Raw genomic sequence first — 19,456 nt, 5'->3', positions numbered from 1 at the left:
TGGACTCCATCCGCGAGCTTCAGTCTCGGTCGTGCGCAAGGAACGAACGAACGAGATCGGCGTATGGGCTGCTCGCGTTTGCCGCGAGGAACCGCTCCGCCAAGACCGCTGCGCGCTCACGTTCTCCCGAGGTAGCGAGCGCTTCGATTCGAATGACCTCGATCTCGTGTGCGAAGAGGCCGGAGCGGAACTTCTCGTCGTAGCGATCGACGGCGCGCATACATGACGCGAAGTCTCCGCCTTCGAGAGCGGAACGGGCCACGGACACGAGCGCGAGCTCTTCGCTGAATGTCGTGCGGCTCGCGCCTCCCTGCGGGACGACGTCCGTGACGAGCGAGGGGGTGCTCTTTGCGCGAGGCGAGCCGACTTGCGAGCTCTTTGCGCGAGGCGAGCCGACTTGCGAGGCAACTCGAACGGACGGGAGCGCGGCGGGCACCGTGACGGCGACGGCCTTCGGCGGCGGCTCGTGATCGATCCGAACCGCGGACGCACGAGGTGCCGACGTCGAGTCCGTGACCGGCTCGAGCGGCGTCTCCGAGGCTCGAATGGGCGCGGCCGATTCGATCATCGTGACGTTCTGAATACCTGCATGCGTTTGAATCGTTGGCTCCGAATGCGCGGAGATCGATACGAGAGCAAGCACCGAGGCGCCGATCGCGGCGGCACCGATGACCAGCCTCGGGCTGAACCAGCGCCACGCATTCCAGCCGGACGCCGCCGCGGTTCGATCCGCGAGCGAGAGGGCGCTGTCGATCTGGTCACTCCCCGGCTCCTCGCTCTCGCTCGCGGCGATGAGCCGAGCAAAGTCCGAATCGTCCAGCATGAGGCGCCGCGGTCCCTTGATCATGTGCCTTCCTCGCGGCGCATGCATGCACGGTAACGTTCGAGTCGCGCGCTGAAATCGTCGCGAGCGCTGCGGAGGCGTGATGCCACCGTTCCCGGGGGGATCTCGAGAACGTCGGAGATCTCCTGCATCGTCATTCCTTCGATTTCGTACATGACGAACACGACACGAAAGCGTTCCTCGATCTCGGAGAGGAGGCGGTAGAGGATCGTTCGTGCCTTCTCGTCGTCGAGACGCTCGTCGGGCGAGGCCGCGGTTTCTTCCAGCTCGTTGTCCAGCTCGGAGAGATCCACGGAGACTTCACGTGCGTCCTTCCGTTTCAGGTGAGTTGCGATTCGAAACGCGGCACCGAACAAGAACGCGCGTTCGCGTCCAGGCGCGACGCCTTCGATCTTTCGGAGCGCTACGAAGAAGAGTTCCTGCGCCGCGTCGTCGGCCACGTGTCGCTCGAAGCCGAGTCGTCGAAGAAACCTCCAGACGGCCGAAAAGTGTTCACGCACGACCCCGCGCAGGTATGCGGCGCGCTCGAGCTCAGTCCACGCACGGCCGCGCTCGTCGTCCGCGACGCGGGCGGTCGCGACGGTTTCAGCAGCTGCGGAAGCGGCCGGGGTGCTCAGCACACTGGGTAGTGATGCGGGCCGCCGGCTCTGATCGGAAAAACGTCCGCGGGCGCTCAGGGCGCTCACATTCTTGCGCCGATGCCGAGACCCCCCAACAGGCCAAGCGGCGGGACGCTCGCAACGGTGGCACCGGTCGCGAGGACGAGGGGCTGTCGAACGGAAGGAATCGTCACGAGAACGGTAGAGCTAAGAAAGATCCGGTCCGACAGATCCACCGCCGCCCACACGGACGCGCCCACATCGAACCAAAAACTCGAGAGGCGGCGCACGTCGACGAACCCCTCGGCGGATGCGCGAAAGGTGCCGATGTTTGCCTCGGTGCATGGCACCACTTTCATGATCGGTGTGACCGATATCCGAAGCGGACACAAACGAATGTGTCCGGCCGTCCAGAGGAGGTCCACGCTCCCCCCCTGCAGGGCGCGCTCCTTCGGCAAGCTTTGACGGATCCCGAGACCAAGGCTCGGCTTCAGGACGGCGAGCCAACGAGGCTGTCCCGACTCTGGAGATTCGACCGTGATCGACGCGCCGACGCCGACGAGTCCGCCTCGAATCACCGCCGAGGTCGTCTCGACACGAACGTCCAAGGAGACTCCCGGCGACGTGCTCGCTGGAGGTGACGTTCGCACGGCACTCGGTGAAGTCGCTCGGGGAAGAGGGAGCGCCGATTCGTAGGGAGGCCGCGCCTCGGGGTTGCCTTCGGGCGCGGAGGCCTCCTCGGGCGGCCCGGAGGCGCCGGCTTTTCCGGGGCTCCCGGCTCCGCCGCCTCCGCCGGCTCGAGGGTCGATCGTCACGGCGACCATGACCGCAAGCGCTCGAGACACCTCCGTGCACGAAGGCCCGACGATCTCGCGTTCGGCGAGGATGCCGCTCTTGTTCGCGACGGCGAGCGTGCCGATCGTCTCGTGCGATGCCTCCGAGATCCTGACGCGAATCGTTCGAGACTCCGTCGTACCTTCGGGAACGTGGGCCCAACGCTCGGTATACGTCCGGACGGCCGCCAAAAAATCGGACTCCGATGGGCACTCAGGGCCCGTCTCGTAGTGGAGCGCGATTCGCTCCGCATCGGCGCGCGCAGTCGCCGGCGCCAAAATGAAGAGTCCGGCGATCACTACGAAATGTCGAAGGGAGCGCTTCATGACGAACTCAGAGCGCTTCATCTCCTCCGGAGCATGGGAACCATCTCGAACCTTACCTAGGCATGGTCGAGGATGTCCAGCGCCAGGTCGATGCGCTCCGGGAACTTACTCTCGCCTGCGCGCCGTCGCCGTCGCCGTCCCCGCCCGAGCTCATCAAGCAACTGCAGGGACACGACGGCAAGGCGTTGTCGTCTGTCGAGCCCACGCCGTCATCCGCCGGCTCAACGAAGGCTGCGATGGAACGCGCTCCTTCGCCAGCGTCGCAGAATGACCGTCGGACCGGCAAGCTGCGCTCGACGATTCCATCGATTGCTCGCCGCCGAAACATCGGGCGATGTCACCTCGCCGTGATGCGCGAACAGCGATTCAACGAATCCGACATCGCATATCTCTCGCGTCGCCGTATTCCCAGATCATCGCCGATGCAGGCGTCGCGGCCGACGAGCTCGGATGCAAACGGATCGAGATCGAACAGCTTTGGGAGAGTGGCGACGAGAGCATCGGCGAACTCGAAATTCGAAACTCGATTGAACGGGAGTCTGTCTTCAACGCTCAATGGGCCCGCGGAGCGTCCCGATGACGGCGCAACTCGGCATCGGGACGCGATGAGGTCTCAGTGACGTGCGCAAAGTACTTCCGCATGTCGTCATCGTTTTCGGGCGTCCGTTCTGGGCTTCTCGAATCGCGCAGAAGTCGAAGGCGCGCGCGGACGACACAAGCTCGCCCTGCTCACCGTTCGCCATCCAGCGGCACGCGCGACGAGCAAGGCGACAGCGGACTGGCTCTTGTCTCGACCGGACGTGCGTGAGGCGCGCAGAAGTTCGACACCATCGAATCGATGATCCCGCCCGTCTTGGAGGCGTTCGCGGTCCGGCCGTGTAGGACGCTGTCCGCGCTCGGGGGGTTGGCCATCTGCGGCACGATGCCCCGACCATCCTCCGATCTGCGGCGTCGTCGACCACCGACGAGCTTCCGACGCGCCCGGAGAGCTTCCGAAGTGCCCTGGAAGGCCACCGGCGCGCCTGAACGTGCTTCAGATGCGCGAAATCACGATGGCCGATGCGGCCGGGAACGTCAGCGGCGCGAGCGCGAGGGGCTCAAGTTCGCGAAATCACGTCTTCGATGCGCTCGTTGGCAGGTTCCGGAACGCGTCGGAAGCTCCAAGGACGCACCGGATGACCATCGAGCGCTCGTCGGAACGTCCAGTGACGCGCCAGCCGGCTATCGAGCGCACGGCAATAAGGCCGGCCGGCACGCCACGCGGCTGGCGCGGGCGTCAGGTACTTTCGCCGGCGAAAGCGCCCGTGGTCGAGCCCGACTTCGAGGCGGTCGAGCCGTTCTTTCCGCGCGTCACATTGCTAGGGCCCGCGGCTTCTCCATCGGCCGTCGGCGCGACGTCCGTCTTCTTTCGGACCTTCCGCTGCGCGAGGCCGAGGCGGAGGAGGTGATCGCGACGCTTGAACGTGACACGCGCCATCTCCGACCAGTCCTCGTACCAAGCGCGGAGCTCGACGAGGATGCGCTGGCGATCATCGGCCATCTGCACCGTCTCCTCCGACGGCGCGTCGTCGCGCGAGGTCCCTTCCTTCGCCACCTTCACGAGTGCACGCAGCCGCTTTCGCTCCGCCTCGGTGAGCCCACGCACTTCGAGCGTGGCAATCGCGGCGCGATCTGCCGGATGCTTGCTCTTCGCGAGCGTATCGAGCCGGTCGAGCAGCGTCTCGACGCCGAGAATCGCCGCCGCTCCCGTCGACGGTCCAAGCCCGGCGAGCACGGTCTTCGCTTGCTCGGGATGAAGCCGCCCGAGCGCCGCGCGAACGATCCGAAAGCCGTCTTCGTCCCAGGCGTCGATCTCGGCGATGGCATCGCGAACCTCGGGATCGACCTGCGACGCCGCCACCTCCCCTTCCCCGTCCGCGTCGTATCCACTCGCCGCCTGCAAGAGCGCCCATCCACGCCGATGTTCGTCGGCTGAATAGCCGCGCGCCTCGAGCCCTTTGCGGAGAACGGGCACCGTCCCGAGCGCCCGCAAGAACGCGACCACCCGCGCGGGCGTCGCCTCGAGCGTCTCCTGACTAACCGTGGACTCCCGCACCGGCAGCTTCGCGAGGTCGATTACCTTCTTCGTCATGATTGCCCCCTTCAAAGGAGGCACCACGCGTCAGCAAGCAACACGCACCTCGCGCGTCGCCTCGCCGCTGCCCCCGGAGCGAGAAGGTACAGGACGCGCCGGCCGAGGCAACGAGTAATACGACCTGCGCCAGCGCGCCGCGACGCAGGCAGACCACGTCTTGCCGGCAGTCGCAGCGCCGAGGCGTCTCTCGAGCCGTGGGGTCGTCAAGCGCTACACGTTTGCCATGACTTCGCGCAACGCCTCGATGCACCCGCGGAGAACGAGAAGTCGGTGAAGGCCGGTGCAAACTGAACCGTGACAGTTCTCGGGCTAGACAGGGAGCCTGCTCGACAAGCCTTCGACCTTCACGGCCCGGCACTGCCCCCGACAATAGCGAATCGTCGCTGCTCGTTGAGACGCGCGTTCGTGCACGGTCTACCGATCAGCTGGCCGTTAGCCCAAGGTATCCGCGTGATGGATCCGCGGCGTACAGATTCGAAATCGTCTGACCAGCGTTGAACGGGAAGCTACGCTGGCTCCTGAATGCTCGACGTCATCTACAGGTTTCGCCCGGTTGAGAATCTTCTTGGCAAGTTCAAAGAGCTTGAACGCCGACAGATCTACATGGCCCCCACTCACGAGCAAAACGACCCGATGGATGGGTACAAGAACGTGACCTTCCGTGGGGATGAAGTCCTCTGGGAGAATCTCCTCCGACACTATGTTCTCGCGCTCGTTTGGGTGATGACCAATATCCTGCTCCAGGACGACTTCGAAGAACCGAACATTCCCGCCACCTTGACCGAGGATGATCTACCAACAGACGAGCTTCGACGCCTCTATCGCGAAGCGAGCGATGCCTTCCTGAAGGAACCGGGACCAGCATCGCTCCTTACAATCGTGGTCCGGCTGCAAGAGCCGCTCCGGCGTGAAGGGGTTCGCATGATCCTAACACTGCTTAGCCCGGCGGCTTTTGCGGCAGTGACAGCGAGCTTTCACAAGCGAGGGCTTCTTCCTGCCCAACCTATCGAAATGCCAAAAACTCCCAGTCTCCACACCATCCTGGAGGCGTTCACGCACGGAACCACGGAGATCCCGGAAGCGCCCCTCGAGTCGCTCGCCTTCGTCCTTAACTCGGTATCAGCAGAGCAGGCGCTACGAATGCTTTTCAAGCTTGAGCATGACAAGGTCGGCGGGCGATCGCGCCACATGCACTATCTCTTATGGGGATTTCCCGCTCGCTACATAGATGAATTGATCGACCAACTGGTTCATCCACCATGGGGGGCAGCCTGCTTCTCGGCAACTTGCACCAACGCTGCTGTATGGGCAACCTATGGCGCGGGCCACTGCGGAGTCGCACTCGTCTACCGGCCCGTGACGGAAGAGGGACGGTCCTTCATTCCTCTGATCGGTGTTACCGGCTCGAGTACCGTCCTAGGCAAACCATCGAACCTGATAAAAGGAACGATTAAAGGCCAATTGCGACCGATCACCTACACTCGAGAGCTCCCCAAAATTGAGTTTTTCCAATCTCTTGGCACGATACCGCGCGGTAAGCTGGAGCGCGCGTGGCTATCGCTCGGGAACGGCAAGCGAAGCACGGTTGTCGATGGGATCCTCAAGGAGGACGCAGAGTGGAGACAATCGTACTGGGATTCCTTCGATCGAATCGTAACAACGAAACTCGAAGACTGGAAACACGAGGAAGAGTACAGGATCGTTCTGCCCGACATGCTTGGCTTGCGGCAAGACGATCCATATGTTGAATACGAGTTCTCAAGCCTCGTCGGCATCGTGTTTGGCATGAAGACGAACGAAAGCGACAAACTTGCCATTATGAAAGAGATTTGGCGCCAGTGTCAGGCGATAAACCGCGATGACTTCAGCTTTTACCGCATGGCCTTTCACGCCGAAAAGGGACAGCTCGTTCGCATCTGAGGAAATATTGGTGCAGACGCCACAGTGCGCGCTCAATACCGCGAACTGATGAACATCACGTTCTTCGAGCGCGCCCAGCACCAACCGTCAGACCGGTAGGTGGCGACGCGACGGTCGCGGCGCTGGCGGACGTGCACCGTCAAGCACATCCAGGCGGATGGCCCGAACTCCGCGTGCTCGTCGTCAGACAGACATCACCAAGAATCGTAATGCGGCCAATCACTACTCTTCTGCATCGCGAGATGAATCTGTTGGCTGGCGTCGCAGAGCATTCGCAGACTCGCGCGGCCGCGAAAGCTATCGGCGATGGCTTTCTCGGCGGATGAGCCGTTCTCCCAGCAGTGCGGAGGGCCAGAACTGCTTGCGAGTTCGCGTTGCGTGAGCACCAGCACGGGCGTTCGCCACTTCTGACGTCCCCACCGGGCGAGCCGAGCGAGCGTATCGATCTCGTCGGCTGTCAGTGTAGAACTCATGGATGCGAACACGAGAACCGCACCGGGGAAGTACTGCCCGAGCGCACGCATCTTCTTGACGTCCTTATCTTGAAAGGCGCCAAACGTCTTGCATTCGCCGAAGACCACTACGGGCGGATGACTGCGTCGAAACTTGCGTTCCCAGAAGAGCGCGAAGTCGGCTTCGAGATGAACATCCGCAGAGCGCAGGTCGATGCTCGGCACCCAAGTAATGCGATCCGAAGCGAAGCGTTCAAGAACTCGGATAGCTGCAGCGACCGTGAAGGCCCCGTGCGCGTGTCCTTCGACGGAGAACGGGCCGAGGGGTCGATACGCCCAGTTAGTCTTCCTGAAGGGTGATAACCCTGGAAAGGGGTAATGTTCCAGACAGCGACCACACCGAAGGCGATTGCGAAGGTCCTCCAGAGCGTACCAGTTCTCTTGACCACATTCGTCGCAAGAAATCTGGAGGCCGACCGCAAGGGCGCCGCGCTCCAGCCATTGCGTGAGGACGTTCTTAGTCGGAACGTCGTGGTTCCCGTGTACCTTCTTGAGCCGGCCGTGCAAAACGTCACCGCGAATGCTTCGCGATGCAGTCCTCGTGATTTCGTCGAAGAGCTTTATGATGTCGGGGTGCGTCGCCGTGCGGGTCCGTTCCGGGCCACCGAGAATTTCCAGGAGCCGGTTCGTGAGACGTCCTGCGCCCGAAACGGACACCTCGAATCTAGGTTTCGCCCATGCACGGAACACTTTCACACCGGTCGGTACCACCCATTCATGCGTCTGTCCGTCTGCCGAGTCGAAGATCGTCAGCCCCTCCGAGGAGAGATGCACCATCTCCATGCCGCGCCAGCGGGAAACGACCTCGCCAACGTCCTCGATCGGCCTAGGGAAGATACGCGCCAGACTCGGCGTGTCGTGCGAGTTCAGCTCGATCACGTTGGCCCACGAAGCGCGGCGCAAGTTCGGCGTGAAAGGTTCGAAGTTGGGAGCAAGCGTTTTGAACGAGAACGCCCCCTTCTCGACGGTCGCTTCGATGTCATCCTCCGCGGCCCGGACGCTAGGTCGATCGGCCTGATCAGCCTGGCGGACCTCAGGTGCCCACGCTCGCGGCATCTCAGTCTGCGTGTTGCGCGGACTTACGGGGATTACGGCTGCAGCGCGCTCGAAGGCATCAATCGCCAATGATCGCCCCTTGAGGATGACGGCGCCGAACTTTGCCGCCTCGGGAGCTAAGAACTTCGCGATCGGTAACGCTAGCTGCCCCACGAATGTGAGCGGAACCGGAAAGAGGCGCCATCCGAGGGCGCGAAGATTCCAACAGTCGACGAGATCATCGAAGGACTGAGGATCGAGTAATAGGGCCGCTCGTCGTCGCCACGGTGCAATGAGCGTGAGTCCCTTCGATCCGATCTGAAGAGGAGACAAGTTGTCCTTCTCGGGATCGAGCAGCGCAGGCGTGAACTCTACGCGTACACCGCCGAGCGTCTCAAAGTCACGTTCGAGGCCGCCGTGAGGACCCTGCGGGAATTCGCCGAACACGCACGCTGCGAAGCGACGAAGCTCGCCGCGTGCCCGCACGTTCACGAGGCTAGCCTTATGGCGCAGAACGAACGCGAATGTCTTGTCGTACGCGCGTTGGTAAAAGCCGCCGACGGAAACCCCTACGTCACCAAAGGCTTCATCCTGGAGCATCTCTCGTATCCGACGCACTCGGTCGGCCCTGATCCCAAACCGCTCAGGCTCGACCTTCTCAACGACGACGAAGTCCGGCTGAAAGTTGTCGATATACCCAGCCACGATCTCCCGACCGCTCTTTCGAGTGTTGAATGAAGTTGGCGCGCGCTCGTACGCCGGGATGATGAGGTTGTACTTCCCGCCCCAGAGGACGGTACAAAGCTGAAAGGCGAGGCGAAGCTCATGCATGTCGCCCGGCCTGACCAAGAAGGCGAACCGCAGCGGCCTCAAACGACGCCGAACTGTTATCCGTGCCACGTCTTACTCCTATTGATGTGCTAGCCGGAGGTCTTGTGCTGGCGATCGTATCGCTCCGCCACAAGCGTGATGCAGGGCCTGGGGGACGAGCGAGCCACTTGCTCGTCGACGCCGACCCCGGGCGGCCCCCCATCCACCGCTCGCCTCCGTGGGCACGCGCCAGCCACTGGCGGATCAGGCACGTGTCGTTCCGGCGCGATGTCGCGCCATGCGGAGCTTATGACACGTTGATGTTTCCGCTCGCGTCGTTCGACACGACCGGGTCAATGGTTTCCCAGGTCGCCCCTACCCCTTCGCCGTCGAGGACGAGCCTAACGCCCCTCAATACGCCGTTGGTCTCCAGTATGTAGAGTCCAATGCGTCCATCTAATTCACGACGAATCCAGAGATTGTCGAATGGCAATCCGCGCGACATCGTGAAGGAATCCGCTTTATCGGTGACTTGTCGCGAAAAGACCCAGTCTCCGTCAAGAGGCGCTGGACCGGCATTGTAGACCTCACCTCGGACACGATATGAGGAGTGAGGCGTCGAGCGAACGCCACGCGCTGCCGCCGCGCGCTCAGAAAACTCTACGAGTACATGATAGAGACGCTTGCCAGTGGTCGCGAGATCATCTGCTCGTGTCCTCTGCTCGTGGACCTGTTCCTCAATTTCCGCACGAAGCCGGTATGGAAAGTGCGGTACTGCCGCATCGTACGGCCCAATATGACGTTCGAAAATGGCTAGCCCCGCGGCAGGGACGCTTCCCTGAGCTAGTAACGCCGCCATATTGACTTTTGCGACTGCCACCCCCTTGAGCGCCGCCTTCTCGTACGCGAGGTACGCGAGGGACGTCAGGTCGGCAGCTGCGAGCGCGATTCCCTCCGCATTGGCGGAGATTCCGTCTGCGACGGCCTTGCTGTAGCGACGCGCGAGGTAGACTGACAGTTGATTAGATGAGAGGGACTGCGCGAGATCGATCGCCGGTCTGATCACCCTTGCTAGATTGTCCGCCGTCGACACCGACAGAGCACGACAGAGCAGCAAGAGTCTCGCGACGGGCTCCGCACTCCCGTAAGTTTTAAACAACTGAATCGCGCCCATGGCAGACATGTCACGATCGGAATCGGCAATAGCAGTCCAAAGAACGCTCGCTGCCTCGTCGTGACGCCCCACCAAGGAAAGACTCTGAGCGAGGCTCTCGGTCGCGAGTTCGCGAATGGTAGAGTCGGGCGTCAGCTCGAGACATCGCGTGAGGTGGACGATCTTCACGTGATGCCGTGGCTCATAGGTCGCGCGCCAGAATTGATACTCCGCCAAAGATTCGCCGTCGCGCGCTAGTCTTTCAAGCTCGACGAGCTTTTGCGACTCCTTGATCTGCTTGTCATAGACGATTCGTGCGAGCCTCACCCTCGTCAATCGTGGGACGTCGGAGGCCGCATCAGTTTCCAATTTCGCGAACGCCGCCACCCCTTCTTCCTGTCGGCCGCCGACAAGGTGCTGTATCGCTCGCGCGAGGTCGTCGGTGCCCTCCTCAGCATCATCGGTCTCTGCATCCGGATACTTGCGCAACACACGCTCGAATGAGCTGTACCTCGTGCCAAAGCGCGGCTTCACCGTTCCCCCAACGGCGTTCGCGAGCTCAGTTATCAAAAGCCGCATCTTCTCCTGATCGAGAGCATTCGTAGCCTGATATCCACCGAGCGTATTGGGTAGATCCTCGGGCTTCGTGTCCACAAGTAGAGGCGCATACAAACAGTTCCGTCCCCACGCTGCGCCAGCCTCGAAGAAGATCCACTCTCGGTCCTTCGACGCTTGGGTGATGAGTCCAACGAACGCGCGAACGCTGCCAGCCGCCTGCTGCATTTGCGGGATGGCGCCGACGTTTGAGGGACGAATTCCACCCTCGCCAGAGACGAAAACGTTCGGCTGTGGGTCGATCGAACCCTCGATCAGACGTTTCAGAGCAGCGGCAATTCGCTCATCCGGCGAGATCTTGTAAGAGATGAAGATCTGAGGCGCCCCTGGACCTGGGACGTCAGCCGATTGCTCGCTCGCGCCAGCGGCACTGATCCGACTGGACAGGAGAGCGCTCGCACCGCTGTCCGGCTCGAGTTTAATGATCGCGGGGGTGTTCGCTCCGGCCTCGTCTCGCACAACCTCGGCGCCATGTACGTCGTTCATGCTTACCCTTCGCGGTCCGTTAGGTGCCCCAGCGCTGCTCGATGGCTACACCAACGACAACGCGCTTCTGGCAACGCTAGCAGCCTGAGAGGCATGACGCAGAGATTCCGGGTTGAAGCAGGATAGCGCCCGGCGGTGCGCGGCGCCTTCGGTGACGTGCGCCGCGCTACACGAATACCCGTCCAGCGTTCCTAGTGGCTCGGGCAGAGGGACATTCCGCAGTGTCCCGTCAGGTCACACCCGTGGCGGCACTGACTCGGGTACGAGACCTTTCGCGAGCAGGGAGCACCATCCTCCAAGAGGGGCTGGCAGGTGCCTGTCGCTTGGTCGCAGAAGGCCTCATCCGGTTGGCACATGCCGTTCAGACATGGGCCGCTGGCCGGGGGCTCTTGGCATTTGCCCTGGACGCACTGCAGCGGCCATTGGCAGCCCGAGCTTCCGTTGCTGACGCCCGTCGGCGTCAGGCAGTCTGCCCCCACAGGAGCTGGGGGTTGCAGTGGCCCGTTGCGTCGACCGAAGTACCGTAGCCGGCGCACAGGAGACCATCGGCACATCCAGGATTCTCGAGCACGCAGGAGCCGCTGTCTTGGACGACCGGCTTGCAGATGCCGCCCGTGGGAATGAGGCCGGCGCAGTAGAGACCGGCATCGCACTGTGCGCCGAAGATGGAGCATGGCTGGCCTGTTTCGGCGATGACGACAGGGGGGAATCGGCAAACACGTAAGCGCGATGGGGTCGCATTGGAGACCGGAGTCCGGCACGCACGCGCCCTTGTTCGCGACGCAGGGAGTCGGCACACCGTTGACCGTGCAGCTGCCATCGTTCGGGTCGCTGGTGCTCGTACCGCAAGACTCGCCCTGGTTCCGGTACGCGAGGCACGTCCCGGGACACGAGCCTGCGTAAACACACGTGCCACCGACGCATTCCAGATCGCTCGTGCAAGCGCTCCCCTGCGCTTCCCTGGCTCCCCGCGGCGGTCTCGCTCTTCCCGCCGCAAGCTTGCGCGAAGCCGACCGACATGGCGAGTGCCGGTGCAAACCATGAAAAGAGCCTGAACGGCTTGCGCATCGACGGCGATCTTACCATTGACCGCGCGGGAGTCCGGCGGCGGGCGGTAGTCTCTGGAGGTCGGGAACGACGGCAGTTTCTCCAGTTGAGCTGCGTGCCCACCTTGTTCGGTCGTTGTCAGGCCGCGGGTTCGGCGCGGACCTGATCGGGCGTCCGGCCTGTCCACTTGTGGAAGGCGCGGAAGAACGAGTTTGGATCCTCGAAGCCGAGGAGGAAGCTGATCTCCGCGCCGCTCATGCGCGAGGTCCTCAGATAGTGGCGCGCCAGATCTTCGCGCGTGCGGTCGAGGACGTCTTGGAACGTGACGTCCTCGTCCTTGAGGCGCCGCTGGAGCGTACGCGCACTCGCGCCGAGTTTACGGGCCACCGCGTCCATCGACACCGCGCCCGCCGGCAACAGCTCGAGTAGCGCCGCGCGCACGCGGTCGGTGCACGAGGCCGCCTCGTCGAGCTCGGAGAGGCGACGCCGCAGCTCCGGCTCGAAGATGTCCCACATCTTGGCGTTGGCCGTCAGGAACGGCAGCGTCGCGTCCTCGGGGCGAAACACCACCCGTGGCCGGGGGCCCTCGGTGGCGGCGACCCCGAAATGCTCGACGTACGCCTCCCGCGGTGCGACGACGCGCGGCGTACGCACTTCGACCGGGCAGACGCGCGCGCGTGTGCCGAGGCGAGCGAGCTGGACGAAGAACGCGAGCTCCCCGTCGATCAAGGCCGCGGGCGGGGCCTCCGTCGTGTCGAGCCATTCGAGCTCGAGGGCCGTGCCGCGACGGCCGATATCGACATGCAGCGTGGCCGGCGCGATGAGCCGCTTGTACGTCGCGACACGCCCGACAGCTTCGTCGAGCGCGCGGCTGCAGAGCGCGGCAAAGAGCGGCGCATCGAACGACTCCGCCGAGACCTTGGCCCCCAAGCGCAAGCCAATCGTCGGTCCCCCGAGCCGCTCGATGCAGTCCCAGAGTCGAAAGTACTCCGCCGAGGCGAGAAGCGTGGGCCGCGCGAAGAGATCGTCGGGCAAGGCGGCGCGTCGCACCACGTCGGCGGGAACCAGCCCCACGTCGGTGAGCATCACGCGCCACCCCGGCCCGACCGGCCAACCTTTGCTCGACATCGCGCTCCCTTGCCTCCCTATTACAGGCCGAGCTGCTTCTTGAGTCCACCGATGAACGTCGCGTCGTCGAGAACCTTGCGGCTCTGGAGCAGCTCCGCTGCATCCGGTCCTGCCGTGTACCGCAGCTGGTCCGTTCCGTCCGTCACCGCGCCAAAGATGACTTCGGCGACGACCTCGGGCTCCGAGCCTCCCGTCATCGCCGCCATCGCCCCCATGAACTGCTGCACGAACGGCTGATACTCGGCGAGCGACGCGTCGTTGGTGAAGTCGAACGACCGTCCCGCGAAGTCGGTCTTCACCATGCCCGGCTCGACGATCTTCACCTTCACGCCGACCATCGCGAGCTCGTAATGCAGCGCCTCGCTGAGCCCCTCCACCGCGAACTTGGTGCCGTGATAGAGCGTCCCCAGCGGGAACGTCATCTTGCCGCCGATCGACGAGACGTTGACGATCACGCCGCTCTTCCGCGCGCGGAAGTGAGGGAGCACGGCCTTCGTCGTCTCGAGCAGCCCGAACACGTTCGTCGCGAACACCCGCTCGATCTTGTCCATCGGCGTCGCTTCGAGCAGCCCATACGCGCCGTACCCCGCGTTGTTGAGCAGCACGTCGATCGCGCCGAACCGCTCGATGCCCGCGCCGACCGCCGCCGTGATCGACGCGGAGTCATGCACGTCGAGCCGGGTGACGAGCACGTTCGGCAGCGCCGCCAGCTCCGCCCCCACCTCCGGCTGCCGCATCGTCGCGACGACGTTCCAGCCCCGCGCCGCAAAGTACTTCGCCGTCGCCTTGCCGATGCCGCTCGAGCTACCCGTGATCAGAATCGTCTTGCTCATGGCCCGTTCTCCTTGGCACCAACCTAGAGAGCCCAAGCAGCCACCGCACTCGCAAGACACGACGACCGACTCGCCAATCACGCCACGCCTCGAGCCCGCTTCAACTCCGGCCGGGCACCGGGTATCCATGGGAGGCGATGGGCATCGACACACGGCTCCTCCTCCGAATGCCTTCCACGCTGTCGCTGGAGGACTGCTTCGGCGAATGGCTGCGGCTAGCCCTGGCCGAGATGCCTGAGGAACAGCGCGGCGCGATGAAGGCGATGATGCTGACCGGGGTGGGACCGCGGCTCGCTGACGGAACGCTCGTCTTCCACTCGAACGTTCACTTCGCGCCCCCTCGCCAGGCGCTCGAACGGGGCGTGGCCGACATGCTCAACGCGCTCGGGGCGGAAGGCGCGGCCGTCCGCGATGCGCTCGCGGGCATCAAGTTCGAACCGGCGCCGGAGTTCAAACGCGCTCTCGGAGACTTCCGTGCGCGCGGTGGAGTCGAGGGCGCGTTCGAGCGGTTTCGCGAGGCTGTCGCCGAGGAGCTCGTGGGGCGATTCGGCGCGTCACTGAAAGAGATGCATGACGACGCGCGCGGCGTGCTCGCGTTTCCGGAGCTCGTCGAGATGCATGCTTCGACGTACGACGCGGCGGTGGCGCAAGTCGAACCTCACGGCGTGTGGCTCCCCTTCCCGCCCACGATACCGCAATAGCGTCGCCGCGCCCCTCGCAATCCACGAAGCCCGTGTCTACTGGGGCTCCCGCCTCGCGGATTCGAGCGATCGCTTCGATTAGCGGCCTAGTCCAGACTGCAGCTGGGCGGGAACGCGCGCGCCCTGAATCCGGATCTGCGCTGCGGCCTCTTCGATGCGCTGCAGATCGGCGGATGTCAGCTCGACATCCAGCGCGGCCAGGTTCTCTTTCAACCTCTCGAGTTTCGTCGTGCCGGGGATCGGAACGAACCAGGGCTTCTGCGCGAGCACCCATGCGAGAGCGATCTGGGCCGGCGTGGCCCCCTTGTCGTTAGCAATTCGCTGCAGCAACTCGACGAGCGCCGTATTGGCCCGCATGGCGTCCGGGCTGAAGCGCGGAAGCATACGGCGTAGGTCGCCATCGGCGAGCGGCGTGGTGGAGTTGATCTTACCGGTTAGAAACCCTTTGCCGAGTGGGCTGAAAGGCACGAGTCCGATGCCCAGCTCCTGCAGCGTGGGGACGATCTCGGCTTCGAGCTCGCGCGTCCAGAGCGAATACTCGCTCTGCAGCGCCGTCACGGGCTGTACCCGATGCGCGCGGCGAATCGTCGTTGCGCCGGCCTCCGACAGGCCGAAATGCTTCACCTTGCCTTCCGCGATCAGGTCCTTGACCGTGCCGGCCACGTCTTCGATGGGAACCTGGGGGTCGACGCGGTGCTGGTACAGGAGATCGATGCATTCGGTTCGGAGACGCTTCAGGGAGGCCTCCGTCACTCGACGAATCTGCTCGGGCCGGCTGTCGACGCCCGAGAGCGGGCTCGGCCCATGTTCGCCGTGCTTGATGCCGAACTTGGTGGCGATCACGACCTGATCACGCACGGGGGCCAGCGCCGCGCCGACGAGCTCTTCATTCGTGAATGGTCCGTAGACTTCGGCTGTGTCGAAGAACGTGACACCGAGGTCCACCGCCGAACGCAGCAGCTTCGTCATCTCCGTCTTATCTCGAGGCGGACCGTAGAAGAAGCTCATGCCCATGCAGCCCAGGCCCAGGGCCGAGACTTCGAGTTTGTCTCCGAGTTTGCGCTTTTGCATCGAATCTCTTTCAGGCTCGCACGCGGCTCGCTGGCGCCGTGACCGTCCTGCGCTTTCGTGGCACGCACCCTACGAACGGCAGGCTGGGCCCACCAGACGGCGAAGTTATCCTGGGACCGCCACCACCAGCTTCAGGAGCGCCACGGCGGGGCTGAGCAGGCGATGCGTCGCCGCAGTCCGTACGCTACCCTGTCTGGCGTGACCGCCTCTTCGTCCAAGCGCGCCGAGCTGGCCGCATTCCTGCGTGACCGCCGCGGCCGCATCAGCCCGGCGGACGTCGGATTGCCGATTGGCGCGCGTCGGCGCACTCCGGGGCTCCGGCGCGAGGAGGTAGCGCTCCTCGCCGACGTCGGTGCGAGTTGGTACACGTGGCTCGAGCAAGGGCGCGATATCCAGGTTTCGGAAGCGTTGCTCGAGCGACTCACGAGCGCGCTGCGCCTCGACGCGGCGGAACGTTCCTACCTTTTCGAGCTTGCCCAAGGTCGCTCGCCACGCGCGGTCGACGCGCCGCCACCGAGCGTGAGCCCCATGCTCGAGCGCATGATCGAGGGGCATCGCTTTCCGGTCACCGTCTCGACGCTGCGCTGGGACGTCGTCGCGATGAACGGGCCTGCGCTGAAACTATGGGGCGATATGCGTGGCACGAACGCCATGCGAAACATGTTCCTCGGAGAGGTATCGCCGTTCGCCACGGTCGAGCGCGAGGCCCACGCACGAAACCTCGTTGCCCGCTTCCGCACGGAAGCCGCGCGCGCGAGTGATCACGAAATGTTCCAGGAGATCGCCGACGAGCTCGTGGCCGGGAGCCATGAGTTTCGACAACTCTGGACTCAGCATGACCTGTTCGCCGAGCCCGAGGGCACGAAGATCGTCGACGTTCCCGGCACCGGCCGCATCGAAATCGAACACGTGACGCTGATGCACGTCGAGCCGGACGCACGCACGCTCCGAGTCCTCTTCTATGCTCCCGTGGGCGCCGAGAGCGCGCAGCGAATGGCTCGCTGTCTGGAGCTCGATTAGCGCGAGAACGTCAGCGAGCGTTCTTCGGCGCTCTGCCTAGATTGCCCAGGAACTCGATCATCCAGCCCGGGTATTCGGCGGGCAGTTCACTCACCTTGTCGAGTTCGGCGAGCTCGGCGGGGTCGAGCACGAAGTCGCTCGCCTTCAGGTTGTCCCTGAGCTGCTCCTCGTTCTTCGCGCCGACGATGACGGCAGAGACGTGGGGCTTTGCGAGCAGCCACGCCAGCGCGACGCACGCGACGCTCGCGCCCTTGGCGTCGCCAATCTTCCGCATCGCGTCGATGCAGTCGAAGGCGCGGTCCTTGTTGACGGGCGGGAAATCGAAGCTGGCTCGGCGCGAGCCGTCAGGACCTTTGCCGTCACGACCATGCTTTCCGGACAAAAGGCCCCCGGAGAGCGGGCTCCACACCATGAGCCCCATCTGCGCGTCGTTCAGTAGAGGCACGAGTTCGCGTTCGAGATCGCGGGTGGCGATCGTGTAGTGGGCTTGCAACGACTCGAAGCGAGCCCAACCATGGCGCGCGGCGATGCCGTTGGCCTTGGCGAGCTGCCATGCTGCGAGATTCGAGCAGCCGACGTAACGCACCTTGCCAGAACGGACAACGTGGTCGAGGGCCCGCAGCGTCTCGTCGAAGGGGGTCACCGGGTCGAAGCCGTGAATCTGGTAGAGATCGACCCAGTCGGTCCCGAGGCGCTTCAGGCTGCCCTCGATGGAGCTCATGATGTGAGCGCGGGAGAGGCCCTGCTGGTTCGGACCAGTGCCGACCTTGCCGCGCACCTTCGTGGCGAGCACGATGTCCTTGCGGCGCGCGCCGAGGGCTTTGCCGAGGATCTTCTCGGACTCGCCCTCGGAGTAGACGTCAGCGGTGTCGAAGAAATTGATGCCGCTCTCGAGCGAGATTGACACGAGCTCGTCGGCCTCGGCCTGGGCCGTCTTACCAATGGGCTCGTAGAAGCCCCTCCCGCCGAATGTCATCGCTCCGAAACAGAGTTCCGAGACGTAAAGGCCAGTGCGGCCGAACAGTCTGTAACGCATGCGCAATTCTCCAATGACGCTGGCCACCGGACACCCCGGTCGGCCTGCTCACGGCGCTCACGATACGACCGGCGTGAAGGGTTGCCAGAGGGAGGCTTTATCCTGGGCCTGCCACCACCGGCCTGAAGGCGTAGCGGCTTAGGGCTTCTTTAGCCCTCGGTTCTTGCGGACCTCGTGGGCTTCGACGAGCGGGTGAACGTAACGTCCTATCGCCATGGACCGCGCCGGACGCTTGCCGAGGAAACGACGTCACGTTGACCACACCTCTTCGTCGGCGACGTCGACTCCGGCAAGAACCTCGCCGGCCTTTACTCGCTGGTGGCGACATGTGAGTCGCGCGGAATCAACCTAATCGTGTCGTAAACGATGCCCTGATCCTCCTCGACGTGTTGCAGGTAGAGATTCAGGACGGCGCAGTCGAGATGCCGCAGCTCTTTGTCGGACTACGGGTGCCCTTCAAGTTCGCCCGAGCACCGGCTTACCATGCCCTGCTTGGGAATCGATACGCGGCTCCTTCTCAGAATGCCTCCCACGCTGTCGCTGGAGGACTGCCTCGGCGAATCGCTGCGCCTGGCGTTGGGCGAGTTGCCTGACGAACAGCGCGTCACGATGAGGGAGATGATGCTGACCGCGGCGGTGATGCGTGGTCCGACCTACGACGCTGCTGTGGCGCAAGTCGAACGTCACGGGGTGTGGCTCCCCTTCCCGCCCGCGACGGGGCAATAGCGTGTGGCATGGCGAGCGGTGCCCGCGACGAGCTACTTGGCCAGCGTGGTTCCTTTGATGAGGACGTAACGGTACTGGTTAACGAATACGTTGGCCGAGTTCAGCTTCGTGCTGGCGTCCACGGAGGATGTGAATTCAATCACGCCATCGAGAGCCGTGGCTTGAAGATACGTCCCCGTCTTCGGGTCCGTGTATGGCAAGGTCAAGACTGCCGGAGATGCTCCGGTATCGACGTTGAGGTAAACGCGCACATCGCCTTTGAGCAGTATGTCGCTACTGAGCTCGGGGGCAGCGATCCCCGCGACGTACGTATTCGAGGCGGCGTCGTGGGTGAACGTCACGTTCAGCCAATTGGAATAAATGACGGACGCCGCGCCGTTCGTAGCGTCCTCGCCATTGGTCCCGTTGGTTCCGTTCGTGCCGGTGGTGCCGTTCGCGCCGGTGGCACCGGTATCACCCTTGGGCCCCTGGGCGCCCTGCGGGCCAGCGGGACCGGGGCTGCCATCCTCACCACTGCACGAGGCCACGGCGAGACAGAGGACGAGCAGCGCTGGAATCGATGACACCGGGGCAAAGCTACAACCGAATCGCATGCGCTCGGACTTTACTCGGGGCCGTGCGCGCCG

At 63.8% G+C, this 19,456-nt stretch carries 15 protein-coding genes; 4 read left to right on the top strand and 11 right to left on the bottom strand.

The window, feature by feature from the left end; genetic code table 11:
• Positions 1-19: 19 nt before the first annotated feature.
• The 4 genes from AKJ09_RS30880 to AKJ09_RS30865 form a co-directional block, all read right to left on the bottom strand.
• A complete protein-coding gene (locus AKJ09_RS30880) occupies positions 20-847 on the bottom strand; it encodes a hypothetical protein (protein WP_146651449.1) in 828 nt (275 codons plus the stop codon).
• The gene (locus AKJ09_RS30875) at positions 844-1,344 is read right to left on the bottom strand and encodes an RNA polymerase sigma factor (protein ID WP_169928009.1); all 501 of its coding nucleotides are present in this window, start codon (positions 1,342-1,344) and stop codon (positions 844-846) included. The genes AKJ09_RS30880 and AKJ09_RS30875 overlap by 4 nt, the downstream gene beginning before the upstream one ends.
• Positions 1,345-1,526: 182 nt before the next feature.
• Entirely contained in the window at positions 1,527-2,603 is a 1,077-nt protein-coding gene (locus AKJ09_RS30870) for a hypothetical protein (RefSeq protein ID WP_146651447.1), read from the bottom strand.
• A gap of 1,276 nt (positions 2,604-3,879) precedes the next feature.
• Positions 3,880-4,734, bottom strand: coding sequence for a hypothetical protein (locus tag AKJ09_RS30865; protein WP_146651446.1), 855 nt, complete (start codon positions 4,732-4,734; stop codon positions 3,880-3,882).
• A 525-nt stretch (positions 4,735-5,259) separates the two neighbouring features.
• On the opposite strand from AKJ09_RS30865, the gene AKJ09_RS30860 reads away from it, so the two are divergent.
• Positions 5,260-6,657, top strand: coding sequence for a hypothetical protein (locus tag AKJ09_RS30860; RefSeq protein ID WP_146651445.1), 1,398 nt, complete (start codon positions 5,260-5,262; stop codon positions 6,655-6,657).
• A gap of 194 nt (positions 6,658-6,851) precedes the next feature.
• Here AKJ09_RS30860 and AKJ09_RS30855 read toward each other — a convergent pair whose 3' ends face one another.
• The 4 genes from AKJ09_RS30855 to AKJ09_RS30840 form a co-directional block, all read right to left on the bottom strand.
• Entirely contained in the window at positions 6,852-9,035 is a 2,184-nt protein-coding gene (locus tag AKJ09_RS30855) for a hypothetical protein (protein WP_146651444.1), read from the bottom strand.
• A gap of 286 nt (positions 9,036-9,321) precedes the next feature.
• Positions 9,322-11,268 (bottom strand): TIR domain-containing protein, encoded by a 1,947-nt coding sequence (locus AKJ09_RS30850; protein WP_146651443.1) that lies wholly within the window; start codon positions 11,266-11,268, stop codon positions 9,322-9,324.
• A 1,185-nt stretch (positions 11,269-12,453) separates the two neighbouring features.
• Entirely contained in the window at positions 12,454-13,443 is a 990-nt protein-coding gene (locus tag AKJ09_RS30845) for an AraC family transcriptional regulator (RefSeq protein ID WP_146651442.1), read from the bottom strand.
• 20 nt (positions 13,444-13,463) lie between these two features.
• Positions 13,464-14,276: an SDR family oxidoreductase gene (locus tag AKJ09_RS30840; RefSeq protein ID WP_146651441.1), complete on the bottom strand. Its 813-nt coding sequence runs from the start codon at positions 14,274-14,276 to the stop codon at positions 13,464-13,466.
• Positions 14,277-14,413: 137 nt separating this feature from the next.
• Here AKJ09_RS30840 and AKJ09_RS30835 point away from each other — a divergent pair, with 137 nt between their 5' ends.
• Entirely contained in the window at positions 14,414-14,977 is a 564-nt protein-coding gene (locus tag AKJ09_RS30835; protein ID WP_146651440.1) for a hypothetical protein, read from the top strand.
• A gap of 78 nt (positions 14,978-15,055) precedes the next feature.
• Here AKJ09_RS30835 and AKJ09_RS30830 read toward each other — a convergent pair whose 3' ends face one another.
• On the bottom strand, positions 15,056-16,048 hold the full coding sequence (locus AKJ09_RS30830) for an aldo/keto reductase (protein WP_146651439.1): 993 nt from the start codon (positions 16,046-16,048) through the stop codon (positions 15,056-15,058).
• 198 nt (positions 16,049-16,246) lie between these two features.
• Here AKJ09_RS30830 and AKJ09_RS30825 point away from each other — a divergent pair, with 198 nt between their 5' ends.
• Positions 16,247-17,068, top strand: coding sequence for a helix-turn-helix transcriptional regulator (locus tag AKJ09_RS30825; protein ID WP_240488640.1), 822 nt, complete (start codon positions 16,247-16,249; stop codon positions 17,066-17,068).
• Positions 17,069-17,078: 10 nt separating this feature from the next.
• Here the strand turns inward: AKJ09_RS30825 and AKJ09_RS30820 are convergent, their stop codons facing one another.
• Complete coding sequence (locus AKJ09_RS30820; protein ID WP_146651437.1) at positions 17,079-18,104, bottom strand: aldo/keto reductase; 1,026 nt, start codon at positions 18,102-18,104, stop codon at positions 17,079-17,081.
• A gap of 522 nt (positions 18,105-18,626) precedes the next feature.
• Between AKJ09_RS30820 and AKJ09_RS30815 the strand changes: the two genes are divergently transcribed.
• A complete protein-coding gene (locus AKJ09_RS30815) occupies positions 18,627-18,830 on the top strand; it encodes a hypothetical protein (protein WP_146651436.1) in 204 nt (67 codons plus the stop codon).
• Positions 18,831-18,862: 32 nt separating this feature from the next.
• On the opposite strand, the gene AKJ09_RS53430 is transcribed toward AKJ09_RS30815, so the two are convergent.
• Positions 18,863-19,396 (bottom strand): collagen-like triple helix repeat-containing protein, encoded by a 534-nt coding sequence (locus AKJ09_RS53430; protein WP_240488639.1) that lies wholly within the window; start codon positions 19,394-19,396, stop codon positions 18,863-18,865.
• Between the last annotated feature and the right edge of the window lie 60 nt (positions 19,397-19,456).

It is taken from the genome of Labilithrix luteola (assembly GCF_001263205.1).
Classification (GTDB): domain Bacteria; phylum Myxococcota_A; class Polyangia; order Polyangiales; family Polyangiaceae; genus Labilithrix; species Labilithrix luteola.
Note: the sequence above shows the minus strand (reverse complement) of the source record. Positions and strands in the feature narration are given on the sequence as shown.

What these genes read in the sequence shown, in the direction of transcription:
- AKJ09_RS30880 (WP_146651449.1), bottom strand. Translation starts at nt 847, where the DNA reads ATGATCAAGGGACCGCGGCGCCTCATGCTGGACGATTCGGACTTTGCT.
- AKJ09_RS30870 (WP_146651447.1), bottom strand. Translation starts at nt 2,603, where the DNA reads ATGAAGCGCTCCCTTCGACATTTCGTAGTGATCGCCGGACTCTTCATT.
- AKJ09_RS30865 (WP_146651446.1), bottom strand. Translation starts at nt 4,734, where the DNA reads ATGACGAAGAAGGTAATCGACCTCGCGAAGCTGCCGGTGCGGGAGTCC.
- AKJ09_RS30860 (WP_146651445.1), top strand. Translation starts at nt 5,260, where the DNA reads ATGCTCGACGTCATCTACAGGTTTCGCCCGGTTGAGAATCTTCTTGGC.
- AKJ09_RS30855 (WP_146651444.1), bottom strand. Translation starts at nt 9,035, where the DNA reads ATGCATGAGCTTCGCCTCGCCTTTCAGCTTTGTACCGTCCTCTGGGGC.
- AKJ09_RS30850 (WP_146651443.1), bottom strand. Translation starts at nt 11,268, where the DNA reads ATGAACGACGTACATGGCGCCGAGGTTGTGCGAGACGAGGCCGGAGCG.
- AKJ09_RS30845 (WP_146651442.1), bottom strand. Translation starts at nt 13,443, where the DNA reads ATGTCGAGCAAAGGTTGGCCGGTCGGGCCGGGGTGGCGCGTGATGCTC.
- AKJ09_RS30840 (WP_146651441.1), bottom strand. Translation starts at nt 14,276, where the DNA reads ATGAGCAAGACGATTCTGATCACGGGTAGCTCGAGCGGCATCGGCAAG.
- AKJ09_RS30835 (WP_146651440.1), top strand. Translation starts at nt 14,414, where the DNA reads ATGGGCATCGACACACGGCTCCTCCTCCGAATGCCTTCCACGCTGTCG.
- AKJ09_RS30830 (WP_146651439.1), bottom strand. Translation starts at nt 16,048, where the DNA reads ATGCAAAAGCGCAAACTCGGAGACAAACTCGAAGTCTCGGCCCTGGGC.
- AKJ09_RS30820 (WP_146651437.1), bottom strand. Translation starts at nt 18,104, where the DNA reads ATGCGTTACAGACTGTTCGGCCGCACTGGCCTTTACGTCTCGGAACTC.
- AKJ09_RS30815 (WP_146651436.1), top strand. Translation starts at nt 18,627, where the DNA reads ATGCCTCCCACGCTGTCGCTGGAGGACTGCCTCGGCGAATCGCTGCGC.